Raw genomic sequence first — 18,732 nt, 5'->3', positions numbered from 1 at the left:
ATGGCACTTCAAAAAATGAACGTCGAAAGCTTTAACCTGGATCATACGAAAGTCAAAGCACCTTATATCCGCGTCGCGGGTTATAAAGAAGGTAAAGTCGACCAAGTCGTCAAATACGATATCCGTTTCACGCAACCAAACGTTGAGCAAATGCCGATGCGTGCGATGCACACACTCGAGCACTTACTTGCTGAAAACATCCGTAACTACTCGGATGATGTCATCGATGTCTCGCCGATGGGATGCCAAACAGGTTTCTACATGGCGATGATGAACTTCGACTCGGTCGAAAAAATGAGCGAACTCGTTGAGAAGACGTTGAAAGACGTCCTCGCAGCAGAAGAGATTCCAGCGCAAAACGAAGTCCAATGTGGATTTGCGAGCGCACATGACCTCAAAGGAGCGAAGCACTATGCCGAGAAAATGCTTGCCGGTCGTGATGAATGGGACATCGTCTTCGGATGATCGCGAACAACGTCCGCGACCTCGTCGGAAACACACCACTCTACGAGATCACTTCATTCGATTTGCCTGCTGGTACGCGCATTTTGGCGAAGCTCGAATGGATGAACCCTGGGGGCAGCGTCAAAGACCGCCTTGGCATTCAACTCGTTGATGCAGCAATCGAAAACGGACATGTGACACCAGGCGGTACGATCATCGAGCCGACAGCCGGGAATACCGGCATCGGCTTGGCGCTCGCCGCTAAAAAATACGATCTCCAAGTCATCTGTGTCGTTCCGGAAAAATTCAGTCAGGAAAAGCAGACGTTGATGCGGGCACTCGGCGCAACCGTCGTCAACACACCGACTGAACTCGATATGCAAGGGGCCATCGACCGGGCAAAAGAACTCGGTCAAGAAATTCCGAATAGTTACGTTCCGTTACAATTCGAAAACGAAGAGAACCCAGTCACGTATCAGCGGACACTCGGTCCTGAGCTGATTGCGGACTTGCCGCACATCGACTGGTTCGTTGCCGGTTGTGGTTCAGGTGGTACGTTCGCCGGAACAGCGGACTTCTTAAAACAACGTCTCGGTACAAAAGCAGCAATCGTTGAACCGGAAGGCTCCGTCTTAAATGGTGGTCCAGCCGGTCCGCATAAGACAGAAGGTATCGGTACAGCGAAATGGCCAAGCCTCGTTCCGCGTGAACTCGTTGATGAGATTCATACGATTTCTGACCGCGATGCATTTGACGCGGTTCATACACTCGCTGCTCGCGAAGGATTACTCGTTGGTAGTTCAGCAGGTGCAGCGCTCGTTGCTGCGCTTGATATCGCAAAGCGTCACCCCGGCAGTACGATCGTCACCGTCTTCGCAGACAGTGCCGAACGCTATTTAAGCCAACAAATCTTTGAAAAGGTGGACGAAACTCATGCGTAAGAAGACAGCATTGATTCATGGAGGAACAGGTGTCGATCGGGCAACAGGAGCCGTCACACCTCCAATCTATCAAACAAGCACATACAAGCAGGATAAAATCGGTCAACTTAAGGACGGATACGAATACTCACGGACAGCGAACCCGACACGGACGAGCATCGAACGATTGATTGCGGATCTCGAGGGCGGCGCACGTGGTTTTGCGTTCGGTTCTGGGATGGCAGCGATCCATGCCGTCTTCCACTTGCTTGAGTCTGGCGACCACATCGTCATGACGGATGACGTCTACGGTGGTACGTTCCGCTTGATGCAACGCGTCTTACCGAAGTTCAACATCCAAGTGACATTCGTCGATACGACGGATCTTGCGGCAACGGAAGCAGCGATCCAAGACAACACGAAGATAGTCTACGTCGAAACACCGACGAACCCGTTGTTGAAAGTTACGGACATTGAAGCAATCGCAACAATCGCCAAACGTCACGATCTTAAACTCGTCGTCGACAACACGTTCGCGACACCATACCATCAACAACCACTCGCACTTGGTGCAGACATCGTCTTGCACAGTGCGACGAAATACATTGGCGGACATTCGGACGTCGTCGCTGGACTTGTCGTCGTCAAAGATGATGCGCTCGGCGAAGAGCTGCACTTCATTCAAAACTCGACAGGCGGCGTGCTTGGACCGCAAGACAGCTTCTTGCTCGTCCGTGGTCTTCGTACACTCGGTATCCGGATGGATGCGATCGAAGAGACAGCACATGATCTCGTTGCGTTCCTACAAGCGCAAGACATCGTCTCGAACATCTTCTACCCAGGACTTGCATCGCATCCTGGTCACGACATCCAAGCGAAACAAGCGACTGGATTTGGTGGGATGATCAGCTTTGATGTCGGTTCAGCAGCGAACGCAGAAAAACTCGTCGAGGCGACACACTTCTTCACACTCGCTGAGAGTCTTGGTGCCGTCGAGAGTCTGATTTCGGTGCCTGCACGGATGACGCACGCGTCGATCCCAGCAGAACGTCGGGCAGAACTCGGCATCACGGACGGTCTCGTTCGGATTTCAGTTGGACTTGAGGATGCGGAAGATTTGAAAGAAGACTTAACACGTGCTTTCACGTTCCTCGAAAAAGTTTCTGAAAAAACTGTTTGACAACAAAAATAACCCCTGCTAATATTCAGAATATATTCTACAAACTTAATACCGAAACTCTTATCGAGAGTGGTGGAGGGACTGGCCCGATGAAACCCGGCAACCGCGGATCTAATCCGAAGTGGTGCTAATTCCAGCAGACAAAAGTCTGGGAGATGAGAGCAAATGGTTTTGTGTACTGAAAAGTGCGCGCGTTTGCTCTAAAACGCGCGCACTTTTTTTATTTTAGGAGGGACAGTTGTGATTCGTTTACAAGACGTAGGAAAGATTTATCGCTCAAAGCGCGGAGCGGTCGAAGCCGTCGCGAATGTCGATCTGACAATCGAGCGCGGTGAAATTTTTGGAATAATCGGTTATTCCGGAGCAGGGAAATCGACCCTGATCCGATTACTGAATATGCTCGAAGCACCAACGAGTGGTTCGATCCAAATCGATGGTGTTGAAATGACATCACTAAAACCTAAGGAATTACGAGGCGTCCGCAAGAATGTCTCGATGGTCTTCCAACACTTCAACTTACTATGGTCACGGACGGTTGAAGAGAACATCATGTTCCCACTCGAGCTCGGTGGCTTCCCGAAAGCACACCGCAAGGAACGGGTCGCGGAACTGATCCAACTCGTTGGTTTGGACGGACGCGAAAAAGCCTATCCGTCACAATTATCCGGTGGTCAAAAACAACGTGTCGGTATCGCTCGGGCACTGGCATCGAACCCGGACGTTCTCTTATGTGACGAGGCAACAAGTGCACTCGATCCGAAGACGACGGACTCAATCCTTGAGTTACTCGTCGACATCAATGAAAAACTGAAACTGACGATCGTCTTGATCACACACGAGATGCACGTCATTCAAAAAATCTGTCACCGGGTCGCCGTCATGGAAGCCGGTAAAATCGTCGAGCAAGGACCGGTCGCAGAAGTCTTCCGTCATCCGAAGCAAGCGATGACGAAGGAATTCGTCAAACAATTGACGTCGCCGTCGGAGAACGAGTTAACGTTCGCGAAACTACGCGAACGGTACCCAACCGGAAAAATCGTTCAGTTGACGTTCGTCGGATCGACAGCAGAAAGCCCGATCCTCGCGGAAGTCATGAAGGATTCGCCGGTCCTGTTCAATATCATCGGCGGAAACGTCGGTCAATCACAGGAAGGGGCACTCGGTACACTGTTCATTCAGTTGATCGGGGAAACAGAAGCAACACAAGCGGTCATCACGAAGCTTCAAGCCAGTGATGTTGAAGTGGAGGTGGATCACCGATGATTTCATTCTTTGACAATCTAGATTGGGACATGGTGTGGGAAGCGACAGGCAGTACCGTCTATATGACGGCAATCGCTGGGGTTTCGACATTCGTCCTCGGTTTGATCATTGGTTTACTATTGTATGCGACAAACGAAGAGTTATTGTTCAAGAATCGGGCGTTCTATTCAGTGTTGAGCTTGGTCGTCAACGTCTTCCGTTCGATTCCGTTCATCATCTTACTGATTTTATTGATTCCATTTACGACGGCAATCGTCGGTTCGTTCCTCGGACCAACGGCAGCACTACCGGCACTGATCTTCGGTGCTGCACCATTTTACGGTCGGATGGTTGAACTCGCGTTACGCGAAGTCGATAAAGGTGTCATCGAGGCAGCCGAATCGATGGGCGCGACGAAGTTCCAGATCATCTATAAAGTCTTAATCCCGGAAGCGTTGCCTGCCATCGTTTCTGGTATCACGGTCACACTCGTCTCACTTGTCGGTTATACGGCAATGGCCGGAGTAGTCGGCGGAGGTGGACTTGGGGACATGGCCTTCATCGAAGGATTCCAGCGTTCTCAAAACGATGTCATCGTCATTGCGACACTCTTAATCTTAGCGATCGTCTTCGTCATCCAAATCATTGGTGACTTGCTGATCCGCGCAATCGATAAACGTTAATTCGAAACTTAATCATATTGGAGGAATCATTCATGAAAACTTGGAAAAAATTCGTAGGTACTGCTGCTGTATCCGTCTTAGCTATTAGCCTTGCTGCATGTGGCGAAAAATCATCAGGATCAGGTAGCGACGACAAAACACTCGTCGTTGGTGCTTCGAACGTACCGCACGCTGAGATTCTTGAGCACGTCAAAAAAGAATACGAAGCAAAAGGTTACAAGCTTGAAATCAAGAAGTTCCAAGATTACGTACTTCCGAACAAAGCGCTCGCTTCAAAAGAAATCGATGCGAACTACTTCCAGCACGTACCGTATCTCGAGCAACAAGAGAAAGAAAACAAATCATATAAGTTCGCGAACGCAGGTGGCGTCCACGTTGAACCACTCGGTATTTACTCGAAGAAATACAAGTCACTCGATAAGTTACCAAACGGTGCAACGATCTTAACGAGCTCAAACGTCGCGGAACGCGGTCGTGTCTTGACGTTCCTTCAAAATGAAGGATTGATCAAGCTTAAAGACGGTAAAACGACAGATGCACAACTCGGTGATATCGCGGAGAACCCGAAGAAACTCAAGTTCAAGACGAACATCGAAGCATCACTTCTTCCGCAAGCTTACAAAAACAATGAAGGCGACGCCGTCCTCATCAACACGAACTATGCGATCGATAACGGTCTGAACCCATTGAAAGACGCGATCGCTTCAGAAGATGAGTCTTCACCATACGTCAACATCATCGTTACACGTGATGGCGATGAAAAAGACAAGCGTGTCACAGCACTTCTTGACGTTCTGCACGAAAAGAAAAACCAAGATTGGATCCTCGACAAGTACAAAGGTGCGGTCGTTCCAGTCAGCAAATAAGTTCACCGAAGCCGGCATCCTTCCTATATAATGGAAGGATGCTTTTCATTTGTCTGAAACAGGGGTTAGGGGGAATCATATGCAACGCATACGTCAACTGCATCCGTTGACACTCGGGGTCTTGTTCGGGACGTTTTTCTCACGTCTCGGAACGTTCATCACGATGCCGTTCTTCGCCATCTACATGACGACCGTCCTGAAATTTGATCCTGTCGATGTTGGCTGGGTACTCAGTATCTCGGCGATCGCCAGTCTCGTCATGAGTTTCATCGGCGGCACCTTGTCGGACCGGTATGGTCGCCGGGCGATGATGCTTGCCGGAACGATCGGATTCGCGATCGTCTTCATTGCGCTGGCACAAGTCGAGACATTCTGGGCATTCTTTACGCTCAGTGCTTTGAACGGGGTCTGTCGTTCGATTTTTGAACCATCCGCCCGTGCCTTGATCAGTGATACGACGGACGAAGCGAACCGATTGTTCGTCTTCAATATCCGTTACGCGATGATCAACATCGCAGCAGCGATCGGACCGGGAATTGCTTTACTGCTGAGTGCGGGAAACACGTCCGCGACGTTTTACATCACGGCGTTCGTCTATATCGTGTACGGGGTGATGATTGGTATCTTATTCAAACGTCATCCAATCACCGAGACGTATGGTGGGAAAAAGGTGTCATTCGGAGCAACGGTTCGTCTGTTGCGGACGGATATCGCCTTTACGCTGGCACTTGCCGGCATCATCTTCGGGGTTTTTGGCTACAGTCAGTTCAACTCGACCTTGCCACAGTTCTTGACGGAGACGTCACTCCTTGAAGGTGGGAAGACACTCTATGCGATCTTAATCACGATCAATGCGATCACCGTCTTGATCGTCCAATATCCGATCATGAAGTTTGGTGTCAAGACGTCACCACTCGTCTCGATCACGACTGGGATTGCGACTGTTGCGATCGGATTGTTCATCATGGGAAATGCGAACGCGATCTGGTTGATGATCGTCGCGATGTTCATCTTCACGTGCGGGGAAGTCATGATGTTCACGATGACCGACATCTTGACCGATCGGTTCGCGAAGCCAGAATTACGGGGCAGTTATTTCGGGGCGATGGGCTTGACGTCGATCGGACAATCAATCGGTCCGATCGCCGGAGGACATTTGTTAAGTTTATATGGAGCGGACCGTCCGTTACCGATTTTCGGGATATTAGCGGGCTTGACATTATTCGGAATACCACTGCTCTTACTGTCACAACGGATTCATCGGGCTTCGACGATCGATGAACTGGAGGAACCGGTGAAACTTTCGAATGATTCTCAACAAAACGCATGATTTTGAGAAAAATCAGCGAGCGATGACGCTTGAATAATACGCGATGTTTCTTTAAGATTAGAATGATACTAAATTAGTAACGCTCGTGTTCTGAATCGTCAGTCACGAAATGAATAGATGGAGGGATTCTAACATGAAGGCTTCACACTTGAAGATTGAAGATCTACACGTCGCGATCGACGGCAAGGAAATCTTGAAAGGCGTCAACTTGGAAATCAAAGGCGGGGAAATCCACGCGGTCATGGGACCAAACGGGACAGGTAAATCAACACTCGCATCAGCATTGATGGGTCACCCATCGTACGAAGTGACATCTGGTTCAGTCACACTCGACGGCGAAGACGTCCTCGACATGGAAGTCGATGAGCGCGCACAAGCGGGTATGTTCCTCGCAATGCAGTACCCAAGCGAAATCAGTGGTGTCACGAACTCCGACTTCCTTCGTTCAGCGATCAACTCGCGTCGTGAAGAAGGCGATGAAATCTCACTCATGAAGTTCATCCGTGAGCTTGATTCACAAATGGGTCTTCTCGAGATGCCTTCAGAAATGGCACACCGTTACCTCAACGAAGGTTTCTCTGGTGGAGAAAAGAAACGTAACGAAATTCTTCAGATGATGATGCTTAAACCAGCGATCGCGATTCTTGATGAAATCGATTCAGGTCTTGATATCGATGCATTGAAAGTCGTCGCAAAAGGTGTCAACGAAATGCGTTCACCTGAATTCGGCTGCTTGATCATCACGCACTACCAACGTCTCTTGAACTATATCGAGCCAGACTTCATCCACATCATGATGGGCGGAAAAATCGTCATGTCTGGTGGTAAAGAACTCGCACACCGTCTCGAAGCAGAAGGTTATGACTGGGTTAAAAAAGAACTCGGCATCGAAGACGTCGAAATCGAAACAAAAGCGTAAGACGAGGGAGGAAGCATGATGACTGTAGAACTGAATCTTGCAGTAAATCGCGAGGCAGTGGCAGAACGTGCGACTCGCTTAGGGGAACCATCTTGGATGGTCGCAAAGCGTCAAGACGCGCTTGATCTTGCCCCAACGCTCGCATTGCCAAAAGTAGAAAAAATCAAGATTGAAGGCTGGAACTTCACAGAAGGTACGACGGAACTCGAAACCGTCACTGGTCTTTCTTCAGATATCGAAGCATTGATCGGCGAAAACCGTGATCACATGCTCGTCACGCGTAACGGACAACTCGTTCACGCGCAAAACAGTGAAGCGGCGAACGGCGTCATCTTCACGACGCTCGAAGACGCATTAAAACAACACCCGGAACTCGTCGAGAAGTACTTCATGACGGAAGGCGTTCAAGTCAACGAAGATCGTCTTGCGGCATTAAACGCAGCACTTCGTAACGGCGGTACGTTCCTTTATGTACCAAAAGGCGTCAAGCTTTCTGTACCGATGCAAGCGATTTACACGCTTGAGCAATCAGGCGCAGCACTTTACCATCACGCGATCATCGTCGCAGACGCTGACAGCGAATTGACGTATATCGAGAACTTCGTCTCTTACGGTGACGAAGCGCATAACGTCAACGTCGTCACAGAAGTCTTCGTTGAAGACAACGCAAAAGTCCTCTTCGGTGGTGTCGACACGTTATCGAAAGGTGCCATCACGTATATGAACCGTCGTGGTGTCGTCAAACAAGGCGCGAAGCTCGAATGGGCACTCGGTCACATGAATGACGGTCACACGGTTACAGAAACAAAAACACACCTCGTCGGAAACGATTCGTTCTCAGATACGAAAGCCGTTACGGTCGGTCGTGGAGAGCAAAAACAAAACTTCAACGTCCGGACGGACCACTTCGGTAAAGGATCAGAAGGTTTCATCTTGATCCACGGTGTCCAAAAAGACGCAGCAACATCGATCTTCAACGGAACGTCGATGATCCATCACGGCGCTTCGAAATCAAACGGCGTTCAAACGGAACGTGTCCTCATGTTGTCTGAAAAGGCACGTGGTGATGCGAACCCGATCCTCTTGATCGATGAGGATGACGTCATGGCAGGACACGCGGCATCTGTCGGTCGTGTCGATGAACTACAACTCTACTACTTGATGAGCCGTGGCCTTTCACGGAAGGAAGCAGAACGCCTCGTCGTTCACGGATTCCTCCAGCCAGTCGTCTCGGAACTTGCGATTGACTCGGTGAAAGAACGTCTCGTTCAAGTCATCGAAGGGAAAGTAAACTAATATGGGAATCGATGCATCCATCCGCAATCATTTTCCGATCCTCGACCAACAGGTCAACGACCGGAAACTCGTCTATCTCGATAGTGCGGCCTCTTCGCAGAAGCCGCTCGTCGTCATCAATGCGATTGACGACTACTATAAGACGATTCATTCGAATGTGCACCGTGGCGTCCATACGCTCGGAACACGAGCGACGGATGCGTACGAAGGTGCGCGTGAGAACGTTCGTCGTTTCATCCAGGCGCAACACCATGAAGAAATTATCTTTACCCGCGGCACGACGACGGCGATCAACATCGTCGCGTCAAGCTACGGTATGGAGCATGTCGAAGAAGGCGATGAAATCGTCGTCACGTACCTCGAACACCATGCGAATCTCATTCCGTGGCAACAAGTCGCTAAACGCAAAAAAGCGAAGTTGAAATACGTTGATTTGACAGCGGATGGTCGCGTGACGGTCGAAGCGGTCGAAGCACAACTGTCTGACCGGACGAAAATCGTCGCGATGGCACACGTCTCGAACGTTCTCGGTACAATCAATCCGATCAAAGAAGTCGCGCGTCTTGCGCACGCTCGCGGTGCCGTCATGGTCGTCGATGCCGCGCAAAGTGCGCCACACCAACGGATTAATGTCACGGATCTCGACTGTGACTTCCTCGCTTTCTCCGCACACAAGATGTGTGGTCCGACAGGCGTTGGTGTCCTTTACGGGAAAAAGGCATTACTCAATGCGATGGAACCGGTTGAGTTCGGTGGCGAGATGATTGATTACGTTGGTCTTGAAGAATCGACGTTCAAACCGTCTCCATATCGTTTCGAAGCGGGTACGCCGATTATCGCTGGTGCCGTTGGTTTATCAGCAGCGATTGATTTCTTAGAAGAGATTGGTTTAGAGAACGTCGAAGCACACGAACGTGAACTCGCGCAGTACGCGATGGCACAAATGCGTGACATCGACGGACTCACGATCTACGGTCCGGAAGAACGCGTTGGACTCGTCACGTTCAATCTCGGTGATGTCCATGCACATGACGTCGCAACCGTCCTTGATATGCAGGGAATCGCGGTTCGCGCCGGTCATCACTGTGCACAGCCCCTGATGCGTTGGCTCGGAGCGAGCTCGACGGCTCGCGCTAGCTTCTATCTCTATAACACGAAAGAAGAGGTTGACGCACTCGTGACAGGACTTCGCCAAACGAAGGAGTATTTCAGTCATGGATTTTAACAATCTCGATCACTTGTATCGTCAAGTGATCATGGATCACTATAAAACTCCCCGAAATCGCGGTGCGATCGAGGGGGGCGTCACGATCGACATGAACAATCCGACGTGCGGCGATACGATTCGTCTCCAGCTCGCGATTGAAGACGATGTCGTCCGTGATGCGAAATTTGACGGGGAGGGCTGCTCGATCAGCATGGCGTCTGCTTCAATGATGACGCAACTCGTCAAAGGTAAGACTATCGAAGAAGCCTTACGACTCGCGGATATCTTTTCGGACATGGTCCAAGGAAAAGACTATGACGACGAATCGTTCGACCTCGGGGACGTCGAGGCACTCTCGGGTGTCACGAAATTCCCGGCACGGATCAAATGTGCGACACTTGCCTGGAAGGCGCTCGAACGCGGCGTAGAAGAAGGGAAGTAAACTTCGGTCACAAGCAAGTAAGAGGAGGAAATGAACATGGCAAAGAACATGCCGGAAATTGGCGATTATAAATATGGTTTCCACGATCGCGATATCTCGATCTTCCGTTCTGGACGTGGCTTGACGACTGAAGTCGTCGAAACGATCTCGAAAATGAAGGAAGAACCACAATGGATGCTTGATTTCCGTTTGAAATCACTTAAGATCTTCAACGAACAAGCGATGCCAGCGTGGGGTGGCGATCTCTCAGAATTGAACTTCGACGACATCACGTACTACGTCAAGCCGTCTGAACGGGCAGAAAAATCGTGGGATGAAGTACCAGAAGAAATCAAACGTACGTTTGACAAACTCGGTATCCCAGAAGCAGAGCAAAAATACTTGGCAGGTGTCTCGGCTCAGTACGAGTCAGAGGTTGTCTACCACAACATGAAAGAAGACCTCGAAGAAATCGGTGTCGTCTTCAAAGATACAGATACAGCGTTAAAAGAGAACGAAGATATCTTCCGTGAGTACTTCGGAAAATTAATCCCGCCAACAGACAACAAGTTCGCAGCTTTGAACACAGCGGTCTGGTCAGGTGGATCGTTCATCTACGTACCAAAAGGTGTTAAAGTCGATACGCCGCTTCAAGCCTACTTCCGCATCAACTCGGAAAACATGGGTCAATTCGAGCGGACGTTGATCATCGTTGATGACGAAGCATCGGTTCACTACGTCGAAGGATGTACAGCACCGGTCTACACAACGAACTCGCTTCACTCAGCGGTCGTTGAGATCTTCATCAACAAAAACGCTTACTGCCGTTACACGACGATCCAAAACTGGGCGAACAACGTCTACAACCTCGTTACGAAACGTGCGATCTGTGAAGCTGGCGCAACGATGGAATGGGTCGATGGTAACATCGGTTCGAAACTGACGATGAAATACCCAGCCGTCATCCTCAAAGGTGAAGGTTCACGTGGTATGACATTGTCGATCGCAATCGCTGGTAAAGGTCAACACCAAGATGCGGGTGCGAAGATGATTCACTTAGCACCGAACACATCGTCGACGATCGTCTCGAAGTCGATCTCAAAACATGGTGGTAAAGTCACGTACCGCGGTATCGTCCACTTCGGACGGAAAGCGACAGGCGCACGTTCGAACATCGAATGTGATACGCTCATCATGGATAACCAATCGACGTCGGATACGATTCCGTACAACGAAATCCTCAACGATAACATTTCGCTCGAGCACGAAGCGAAAGTCTCGAAGGTCTCGGAAGAGCAATTGTTCTACCTCATGAGCCGCGGGATTTCACAAGAGGAAGCAACGGAAATGATCGTCATGGGCTTCATCGAGCCGTTCACGAAAGAACTTCCAATGGAATATGCGGTCGAAATGAACCGTCTCATCAAGTTCGAGATGGAAGGTTCAATCGGATAATTCGTCTTGCTCTCTCATCTACGGATGGGGGAGTTTTTTCATGAAATGGTTATTGGGGTAAAGAGTGAAAAAGGAGGGATTATTATGCGTGACATCGTCTATTCCTTTCAAGTCTCGCTTGACGGTTATATCGAAGATGCGTCAGGTAGGATCGATTTCGCTTCACCGGACGCAGAATTACATCAGTATTTCAATGACTATGAGAAAGCGTTCGATACCCATGTCTATGGACGTCGTTTGTACGAGATGATGCAATACTGGGAGACAGCGGATCAGGAAGACGAGCCGATTGTCGTTGAGTATGCGAAAACCTGGCAATCGCTTGAGAAGGTCGTCTTCTCGCGGACGCTCGACGCTGTCGAAGGAAAGACACGTCTAGCGACCAAGTCACTTACCGAGGAACTTCAAGCACTAAAAGCCTTGCCTGGAAAACAGATTGCGATTGGTGGGGCGACGCTTGCTGCTGAAGCGATACGACTTGGACTCGTCGACCGTTATCATATCGTGATTTATCCTGTTCTGCTCGGCGGTGGAAAACGGATGTTTCCGGTGTTCGATCAACCGCAACACTTAAAAATGATCAAAACACAATACTTCGAATCGGGATGTATCATACTTGAATATGAACGTTTAAATTGAAGCATCGAAGAAGAAATCCCGGATTCTGCTATGCTATGATGAATAGGTAGAATAGAACACGTAAGGGGGAGGAGCGCATGATATATATCGGTGTTACGGGCTGGGGAGATCATGATAGTCTCTACTTGACCCCGCAAGATCGTAAGGAGAAGCTCGCCGCTTATGCGGGACATTTTCCAGCAGTCGAGGTCGACTCGACGTTCTATGCGATTCAACCGGAACGAAACTACGAAAAATGGACATCCGAGACACCGGACGGGTTCCGCTTCATCGTCAAGGTCCACCGGGCGATGAGTGGACATGACCGGGAGAATAAAGATCCGCTCGGTCCGATTTTTGAACAATATATCGCGTCGATCGAACCGATGCGAAAGAGTGGAAAGATTGCAGCGATCCTCGTGCAGTTACCGCCCTGGTTCGATGTCAGCAAAATGCACTTGGAGTATTTGCAAACGATCCGAAAATCACTTGCTGGACTGCCGGTCGCGATTGAGTTCCGAAATCCATCGTGGTATTCGGAAGCTTATCGTGAGCGGACGCTCCGATTTTTGAAGGAACATCAGTTTATTCATACGATTTGTGACGAACCCCAGACCGAAGATGGTTCCGTACCATTCGTACCGGTCGTGACGCAGGAGACGGCATTCATCCGCCTCCATGGACGAAATAAAGCGGGTTGGTTAAAGAAACCGGGTCAAAGCAGCGACGATTGGCGAAAAGTCCGCTGTCTCTACCGCTACTCAGAAGACGAGTTACAGGAACTCGCAAACCACGTCCGAAACGTGGCAGCGGAAGCAAAGGATGTATATGTCTTCTTCAATAACAACTCAGCAGGAGATGCTGCCCCGAATGCGAAACGATTAATCGAGATTCTCGATCTCGACTATGAACTCGCGCCGCGACAAATCTCATTGTTTTAAATCATCAAGGGGGGCTTCTGCATGAAGTTACACATCATTCACTATAATGATCTGCATTCACACTTCGACATGTGGCCTCGCTACATGTCCTTCGTCAAGGAACACCGGACGTATGATTCGCTCGTTTTTGATCTCGGCGATCATGCTGACCGTGTTGATCCAGCGACGGAAGCAACAAAAGGAAAAATCAATACGCATCTACTGAATGCGTTGATGCCGACTGCCGTGACGATCGGGAACAATGAAGGCATCACGTTTCCGCACGACTGGTTAGCGAACCTCTACACGGAAGCGGACTTTCCGGTCCTCGTCTCGAATTTAGAAGCACCGTTTGCCAAGCAAGGAGTCATTCACGAATTACCGACCGGAAAAGTCGGCGTCTTTGGTCTGACGGCACCGTATATCGAACTGTACGGTTTACTTGGTTGGACGATCGAAGAACCGTTTGACGTCGCAGCGCGTGAAATCGAACATTTGCGTCAAGAAGTCGACGTCTTGATTTGTTTGAGTCACCTCGGTTTCTATCAAGACGAAGAACTCGCGATGCGTTTTCCAGAACTTGATTTGATCATCGGTGCGCATACGCACCATGTCCTTGATGACGGTGTCGTTAAGAACGGTGTCTTAATCACCCAAGCCGGTAAACATGGGCAGTATGCGGGTGAAATTTATATGAATACGGATACGGGTGAGAAGGAAGCGGTCCTTCATTCCTTACACGATTACGTCGAGGACGAAGCGACGGCGAAATTACTCGACCGCGAACAGTATCTGGCGGAACAACAGATGAAGGAGCCGATTGGCGAGACATCGGGTCTAGCCAATGATTGGTTCAGCGAGTCGCCGTTCTCACAATTGCTTGTCGAGACGATGCGTGATTGGTGTGATGCGGATATCGCTTGTGTCCCGGCAGGTATTCTGCTTGGGTCACTTCCACCAGGTCCTGTCTCTGCCTTTGATTTACATCGACTCTGTCCGCACCCGATCAATCCTTGTAAAGTGACGATGACCGGAGTGGAATTACAAACTTTCCTCGACGAAGTCAAAACAGATCAGTTCGAACAACTAAAGGTTCGAGGTCTCGGTTTCCGTGGTAAGTTGATGGGGCGGATGCATTATGCTGGTTTGGCGGCACATCAACCGCTTGAGCCAACGCAAAACTATACGGTCGTCTTGCCGGATATGTTCACGTTCGGTCCACTCTTTCCAGCAATCAAAGAAATGCCCAAAGAATACTTCATGCCGGAATTGTTACGGGATTTGTTGTTCGAACGCTTATCGGAGAAGTCGGAATATAATGAATTGCATGTTCGCAAACCCTGATTGTTTGTTATACTAAAGCAGACATGAATTGACTTTTTGGGGATGAAGGGGGAAGCGAAACCATGGGACGCGGAGAAATCCAACGTAAACCGGAATGGTTGAAAATCAAGCTGAATACGAATGAAACCTACACAGAATTAAAAAGTATGATGCGCGAGAAAAAGCTACATACTGTCTGTGAGGAAGCAAAGTGTCCGAATATCCACGAGTGTTGGGCGGTACGCCGGACGGCGACGTTCATGATTCTCGGAAGTATCTGCACACGTGCGTGCCGTTTTTGCGCCGTGACGACAGGACGTCCAAACGAACTCGATCTCGAAGAACCAAAACGTGTTGCGGAATCCGTCCGTTTGATGAACCTGAAGCACGCAGTCATCACAGCGGTTGCCCGTGACGATCTGAATGATTTCGGAGCAGGCGTTTACGCTGAAACCGTCCGTGAAGTGCGTCGGATGAATCCAGAGACGTCAATCGAAGTCTTGCCTTCAGATATGGGTGGGAACTTTGAGGCATTGAAAACGCTGATCGATGCACAACCTGACATCATGAACCACAACATCGAGACGGTCCGCCGTCTGACGCCGACCGTTCGTGCGAAAGCAACTTACGACCGGACGCTTGAATTCCTTCGTCGTTCGAAGGAACTCGCACCTGAAATTCCAACGAAGTCGAGCTTGATGCTTGGTCTTGGTGAGACATGGGAAGAGATTCTTGAAACGATGGATGATCTTCGCGCAAATAACGTCGACATCATGACAATCGGTCAGTATCTCCAACCGACGAAAAAACACCTCGACGTCATCAAATACTATACACCACAAGAGTTCGCTGAACTGAAGCAAATCGCACTCAGCAAAGGATTCTCGCACTGTGAGGCAGGTCCACTCGTTCGTTCGTCGTATCACGCGGATGAGCAAGTCAACGCAGCGAAAAAGAATAAAACAGCACTTCCGATCGACTAACGATCAAAAACCGTTCGAGCAGTTGCTCGGACGGTTTTCGTCTGCCAGGCGAAATGGAATATGCTATGATAAGAACAGCGGGAGGTGGGAATAATGATACAAGTCAATCGGGAACGTTATGAGGTCGTCGAAGAGAAGCGGGAAGGTTTTAATGAGGAAGCCTTCATCGGTCGTTTTAGCGATGTCCTAGAGAAATATGATTATATCGTGGGGGACTGGGGGCACGGTCAATTACGGCTACGTGGCTTCTATGAGGATCAACACGAGAAAGCGACATTCGATACGAAAATTTCGCATGTGGCGGATTATCTCTACGAATACTGTAACTTCGGATGTGCCTACTTTATCGTCAAGAAGATCGGATTGGTAGAAGGAGAAGAAGCACCACCTCGCTTCGACGGTTCTTCATCCAATACGTTGAAGTTGAAACGGAAGTTCGCACCTGCACCAGAGAAGACGGAAAGCGAGTAATCAAACTGTCATACAGAAAAGCGTTTCTAGTGGACGGAATTCGGCTATTACTATAAGTATCATGTACCTATAGGGGGAACCATCCATGCGAATCGTTGGAATTTACTCATCCGTACCAGAAGTTGTTAGTGCCGTGCACGATCTCCGTGTTGCCGGTGTCGTCTCGACTGATTTAAAAGTCTTAGCACACGACAAATACGATCTCGAACAAATCGAGGAACTAGCGGATTTGAACAACCAACAGACATCTACGCGTCTGTCACAGGAAGATCATCGTAATCTCTGGCAGGAAATCAAGAGCATCTTCAAAAAAGATGACACGGCTTCCCACGGAGATGCTATTCGTGGAAGTGGCTTGACGAAGGAAGACGTCGATCGTGCGAATCATGCGGTCGAAAGCGGTCAATTCGTATTACTCGTCGGTGATGAAGCGGATCAGCATTCGGAGCGTCGTGCCCATGACGAGTCAGACAATACGAACGTCTTCAGCGGACCGAACACATTAAATGAACGAAACGATCGTCTCCTATAAGAAAAAGCCTTCGTCCGCGGACGAAGGCTTTTTTCATAGACCGATATAAGCGCGTAGATACATCTCGAGTTCCGTTGCCGCATCGTCTTCGACGTCAAACGCCGTCGCGATGTAGCCAGGTTCATCAAAATCGTCCGCACCGATGATCGCATAGCGATTCGATAAGAGATTCAAGACGAGAATCTTACCGTAAAAATGTTCCGAGTGCGTGATGGCGAGATCAAACCGACTAGCTTCTCCGATCCAACTGACAAAGCGTGTCTTCGTTTGTTCGACATCATCATATAAAAAATCACGTTCTTCCATCATTCAGCTTCCCTCATTTCCCTAACATCTGTTTCAGATTAAAGGGTTTGGGGGACTTTTTGCAAGTATGGTTTACACGATAAGCTATGCTCGGCGATGACTTTTCGAATCGTCCGTGTCTTTGAACGCATGACAAGGGATGTCGTCTCAACGATATCATCCGTCAAGAACTTAACGCCATCGAGCATTTCACCCGTCGTGACGCCGGTCGCAGCAAAGATACAGTCGTCGCTTTTGATGAGGTCATCAAGCATCAAGAGTTGAAGCGGATCTTCAAGCCCCATCCGGATGACACGAGCAGTTTCTTCTTCGTTCATCGGGTGTAAGCGTGCCTGCATGTCGCCGCCCATCGCTTTAACGGCAGCAGCCGTGATGACACCTTCAGGAGCACCGCCTGTACCGATGAAGATATCGATTCCTGTCGCAGGAGATAGTGGTGCGATTCCAGCTGAGACATCGCCGTCTTCGAACAGACGAACCCGTGCGCCCATTCGCATCGCGGCTTCGCGGAAGTGATCGTGACGCGGGCGGTCCTGCATGATGACCGTGACGTCCTCAATCCGTTTATTGTTGTATTGAGCTGCTTTTTCAATGATGACTTCAAGTGGATCGTCGAGCGAGACGTGCCCCTTCAAGTTCGGTCCAACTGTTAATTTATCCATATACATATCCGGTGCGTGGAGCAGGGCACCTTGATCGGCGACAGCGATGACGACCATCGCATTACCGAGACCTTTGGCGACGATATTCGTACCTTCGAGCGGGTCGACGGCGATGTCAACGATTGGACCGTTTGCTGTTCCGACACGTTCGCCGATGAAGAGCATCGGTGCTTCGTCGAGTTCGCCTTCACCGATGACGACCGTTCCGTTCATGTTGACCGTGTTCAAGACTTCGCGCATCGCAGTCGTTGCTGCATCATCCGCTTCATTTTTCTTACCGCGACCAATCCATTGAGCAGAAGCTAGTGCTGCTGCTTCCGTAGCGCGTACGATTTCCAGTGCGAGTTCCCGTTCCATGTATATAACCTCCACGTCACCAATATGACATACTATTTTCAGCAAAAATCTAAATTGAGGATAACACATTGGGGAATGTGATGCAAATGACCTTTCTGCTTTTCAGGATTGCCGGATAACGATAAAATGGAGGATGTGAGGGGGAATGAAGATGTATTTCGTCAATCGTCAAAAAATCGAAGAGACGGTCGTTTGTTATGAGACGGCACTTCGACAAAGTAAGGAAGTTACGGGGGATCCGGTGACGACGGCACTGGCTATGGAACGGATCGGTTTTTTAGTCATCGAAAGTGTCATCGACATCGGAAACAGTATGATTGATGGATTCATCATGCGGGATCCGGGAAGTTATGAAGATATCATCCTCATTTTAGAAGATGAGAAGGTCATCGATGGACCGCTCGCGACGAGTCTGAAGAAGCTCGTTGCGTTACGTACGTTGATCGTCCGGTCATTCACACAGTCGAGTATGGCGGAGATTCGGGCGGTACTTGAGACAGAGGAAGCAGAGCTACGTCGTTTCCCGGAAGCGATTCGCCGGTATATCGAGACAGAACTCGGACCGGTGTCTGCATTTTTACCAAACGAGGAGTGAGT

21 protein-coding genes and 1 riboswitch are annotated in these 18,732 nt (G+C 49.5%); of the genes, 19 read left to right on the top strand and 2 right to left on the bottom strand.

Translation table 11 applies throughout. The features are described from left to right. The 18 genes from U719_RS12640 (at window position 1) to U719_RS12555 (ending at window position 16,810) form a co-directional block, all read left to right on the top strand. A complete protein-coding gene (locus tag U719_RS12640; RefSeq protein ID WP_023469165.1) occupies window positions 1–465 on the top strand; it encodes an S-ribosylhomocysteine lyase in 465 nt (154 codons plus the stop codon). Further along, window positions 462–1,385, top strand: a complete 924-nt coding sequence (locus U719_RS12635; protein WP_023469164.1) for a PLP-dependent cysteine synthase family protein — start codon at window positions 462–464, stop codon at window positions 1,383–1,385. Before U719_RS12640 ends, U719_RS12635 begins: the two co-directional genes overlap by 4 nt. Then, the gene (locus U719_RS12630; protein WP_023469163.1) at window positions 1,378–2,544 is read left to right on the top strand and encodes a bifunctional cystathionine gamma-lyase/homocysteine desulfhydrase; all 1,167 of its coding nucleotides are present in this window, start codon (window positions 1,378–1,380) and stop codon (window positions 2,542–2,544) included. Before U719_RS12635 ends, U719_RS12630 begins: the two co-directional genes overlap by 8 nt. Window positions 2,545–2,601: 57 nt before the next feature. Next, a riboswitch (SAM riboswitch) is annotated at window positions 2,602–2,706 on the top strand. Between the two features lie 78 nt (window positions 2,707–2,784). After that, complete coding sequence (locus U719_RS12625) at window positions 2,785–3,807, top strand: methionine ABC transporter ATP-binding protein (protein ID WP_023469162.1); 1,023 nt, start codon at window positions 2,785–2,787, stop codon at window positions 3,805–3,807. Continuing rightward, window positions 3,804–4,469, top strand: a complete 666-nt coding sequence (locus U719_RS12620) for a methionine ABC transporter permease (RefSeq protein ID WP_023469161.1) — start codon at window positions 3,804–3,806, stop codon at window positions 4,467–4,469. The genes U719_RS12625 and U719_RS12620 overlap by 4 nt, the downstream gene beginning before the upstream one ends. A gap of 32 nt (window positions 4,470–4,501) precedes the next feature. Next, complete coding sequence (locus U719_RS12615) at window positions 4,502–5,335, top strand: MetQ/NlpA family ABC transporter substrate-binding protein (RefSeq protein ID WP_023469160.1); 834 nt, start codon at window positions 4,502–4,504, stop codon at window positions 5,333–5,335. A 79-nt stretch (window positions 5,336–5,414) separates the two neighbouring features. Then, window positions 5,415–6,665, top strand: a complete 1,251-nt coding sequence (locus U719_RS12610; protein ID WP_023469159.1) for an MFS transporter — start codon at window positions 5,415–5,417, stop codon at window positions 6,663–6,665. Window positions 6,666–6,798: 133 nt separating this feature from the next. Continuing rightward, a complete protein-coding gene (sufC, locus tag U719_RS12605; RefSeq protein WP_023469158.1) occupies window positions 6,799–7,584 on the top strand; it encodes a Fe-S cluster assembly ATPase SufC in 786 nt (261 codons plus the stop codon). 18 nt (window positions 7,585–7,602) lie between these two features. Continuing rightward, on the top strand, window positions 7,603–8,880 hold the full coding sequence (sufD, locus tag U719_RS12600; protein ID WP_023469157.1) for a Fe-S cluster assembly protein SufD: 1,278 nt from the start codon (window positions 7,603–7,605) through the stop codon (window positions 8,878–8,880). 1 nt (window position 8,881) lies between these two features. Beyond that, entirely contained in the window at window positions 8,882–10,105 is a 1,224-nt protein-coding gene (locus U719_RS12595; RefSeq protein ID WP_023469156.1) for a cysteine desulfurase, read from the top strand. Then, the gene (gene sufU, locus U719_RS12590; protein WP_023469155.1) at window positions 10,095–10,529 is read left to right on the top strand and encodes a Fe-S cluster assembly sulfur transfer protein SufU; all 435 of its coding nucleotides are present in this window, start codon (window positions 10,095–10,097) and stop codon (window positions 10,527–10,529) included. Before U719_RS12595 ends, sufU begins: the two co-directional genes overlap by 11 nt. 36 nt (window positions 10,530–10,565) lie before the next feature. Then, window positions 10,566–11,963 carry a Fe-S cluster assembly protein SufB gene (gene sufB / locus U719_RS12585; protein WP_023469154.1) on the top strand — a complete coding sequence of 466 codons (1,398 nt, stop codon included), beginning with the start codon at window positions 10,566–10,568 and terminating at the stop codon, window positions 11,961–11,963. An 84-nt stretch (window positions 11,964–12,047) separates the two neighbouring features. Beyond that, the gene (locus U719_RS12580) at window positions 12,048–12,602 is read left to right on the top strand and encodes a dihydrofolate reductase family protein (protein ID WP_023469153.1); all 555 of its coding nucleotides are present in this window, start codon (window positions 12,048–12,050) and stop codon (window positions 12,600–12,602) included. 77 nt (window positions 12,603–12,679) lie between these two features. Further along, window positions 12,680–13,522 carry a DUF72 domain-containing protein gene (locus U719_RS12575; RefSeq protein WP_023469152.1) on the top strand — a complete coding sequence of 281 codons (843 nt, stop codon included), beginning with the start codon at window positions 12,680–12,682 and terminating at the stop codon, window positions 13,520–13,522. Between the two features lie 21 nt (window positions 13,523–13,543). Continuing rightward, on the top strand, window positions 13,544–14,845 hold the full coding sequence (locus U719_RS12570) for a bifunctional UDP-sugar hydrolase/5'-nucleotidase (RefSeq protein ID WP_023469151.1): 1,302 nt from the start codon (window positions 13,544–13,546) through the stop codon (window positions 14,843–14,845). 62 nt (window positions 14,846–14,907) lie between these two features. Further along, window positions 14,908–15,807, top strand: a complete 900-nt coding sequence (lipA, locus tag U719_RS12565) for a lipoyl synthase (protein WP_023469150.1) — start codon at window positions 14,908–14,910, stop codon at window positions 15,805–15,807. Window positions 15,808–15,900: 93 nt separating this feature from the next. Then, window positions 15,901–16,278, top strand: coding sequence for a YutD family protein (locus U719_RS12560; protein WP_023469149.1), 378 nt, complete (start codon window positions 15,901–15,903; stop codon window positions 16,276–16,278). An 85-nt stretch (window positions 16,279–16,363) separates the two neighbouring features. Further along, window positions 16,364–16,810: a general stress protein gene (locus tag U719_RS12555; protein ID WP_023469148.1), complete on the top strand. Its 447-nt coding sequence runs from the start codon at window positions 16,364–16,366 to the stop codon at window positions 16,808–16,810. Window positions 16,811–16,843: 33 nt separating this feature from the next. On the opposite strand, the gene U719_RS12550 is transcribed toward U719_RS12555, so the two are convergent. Further along, window positions 16,844–17,119, bottom strand: a complete 276-nt coding sequence (locus U719_RS12550) for a DUF3055 domain-containing protein (RefSeq protein ID WP_023469147.1) — start codon at window positions 17,117–17,119, stop codon at window positions 16,844–16,846. 35 nt (window positions 17,120–17,154) lie between these two features. Then, window positions 17,155–18,135, bottom strand: a complete 981-nt coding sequence (gene glpX, locus U719_RS12545; protein WP_023469146.1) for a class II fructose-bisphosphatase — start codon at window positions 18,133–18,135, stop codon at window positions 17,155–17,157. 151 nt (window positions 18,136–18,286) lie between these two features. Here glpX and U719_RS12540 point away from each other — a divergent pair, with 151 nt between their 5' ends. Further along, a complete protein-coding gene (locus tag U719_RS12540; RefSeq protein WP_023469145.1) occupies window positions 18,287–18,730 on the top strand; it encodes a DUF86 domain-containing protein in 444 nt (147 codons plus the stop codon). The last annotated feature ends 2 nt before the right edge of the window (window positions 18,731–18,732 follow it).

This window comes from Exiguobacterium sp. MH3, from assembly GCF_000496635.1.
Lineage (GTDB): Bacteria > Bacillota > Bacilli > Exiguobacteriales > Exiguobacteriaceae > Exiguobacterium_A > Exiguobacterium_A indicum.
The sequence above is the reverse complement of the archived record's forward strand: the minus strand, read 5'-3'. Positions and strand labels throughout refer to the sequence as shown.

Coding starts and splice junctions, on each gene's coding strand:
- U719_RS12640 (WP_023469165.1), top strand. CDS start 1: ATGGCACTTCAAAAAATGAACGTCGAAAGCTTTAACCTGGATCATACG.
- U719_RS12635 (WP_023469164.1), top strand. CDS start 462: ATGATCGCGAACAACGTCCGCGACCTCGTCGGAAACACACCACTCTAC.
- U719_RS12630 (WP_023469163.1), top strand. CDS start 1,378: ATGCGTAAGAAGACAGCATTGATTCATGGAGGAACAGGTGTCGATCGG.
- U719_RS12620 (WP_023469161.1), top strand. CDS start 3,804: ATGATTTCATTCTTTGACAATCTAGATTGGGACATGGTGTGGGAAGCG.
- U719_RS12615 (WP_023469160.1), top strand. CDS start 4,502: ATGAAAACTTGGAAAAAATTCGTAGGTACTGCTGCTGTATCCGTCTTA.
- U719_RS12610 (WP_023469159.1), top strand. CDS start 5,415: ATGCAACGCATACGTCAACTGCATCCGTTGACACTCGGGGTCTTGTTC.
- sufC (WP_023469158.1), top strand. CDS start 6,799: ATGAAGGCTTCACACTTGAAGATTGAAGATCTACACGTCGCGATCGAC.
- sufD (WP_023469157.1), top strand. CDS start 7,603: ATGACTGTAGAACTGAATCTTGCAGTAAATCGCGAGGCAGTGGCAGAA.
- U719_RS12595 (WP_023469156.1), top strand. CDS start 8,882: ATGGGAATCGATGCATCCATCCGCAATCATTTTCCGATCCTCGACCAA.
- sufU (WP_023469155.1), top strand. CDS start 10,095: ATGGATTTTAACAATCTCGATCACTTGTATCGTCAAGTGATCATGGAT.
- sufB (WP_023469154.1), top strand. CDS start 10,566: ATGGCAAAGAACATGCCGGAAATTGGCGATTATAAATATGGTTTCCAC.
- U719_RS12580 (WP_023469153.1), top strand. CDS start 12,048: ATGCGTGACATCGTCTATTCCTTTCAAGTCTCGCTTGACGGTTATATC.
- U719_RS12575 (WP_023469152.1), top strand. CDS start 12,680: ATGATATATATCGGTGTTACGGGCTGGGGAGATCATGATAGTCTCTAC.
- U719_RS12570 (WP_023469151.1), top strand. CDS start 13,544: ATGAAGTTACACATCATTCACTATAATGATCTGCATTCACACTTCGAC.
- lipA (WP_023469150.1), top strand. CDS start 14,908: ATGGGACGCGGAGAAATCCAACGTAAACCGGAATGGTTGAAAATCAAG.
- U719_RS12560 (WP_023469149.1), top strand. CDS start 15,901: ATGATACAAGTCAATCGGGAACGTTATGAGGTCGTCGAAGAGAAGCGG.
- U719_RS12555 (WP_023469148.1), top strand. CDS start 16,364: ATGCGAATCGTTGGAATTTACTCATCCGTACCAGAAGTTGTTAGTGCC.
- U719_RS12550 (WP_023469147.1), bottom strand. CDS start 17,119: ATGATGGAAGAACGTGATTTTTTATATGATGATGTCGAACAAACGAAG.
- glpX (WP_023469146.1), bottom strand. CDS start 18,135: ATGGAACGGGAACTCGCACTGGAAATCGTACGCGCTACGGAAGCAGCA.
- U719_RS12540 (WP_023469145.1), top strand. CDS start 18,287: ATGTATTTCGTCAATCGTCAAAAAATCGAAGAGACGGTCGTTTGTTAT.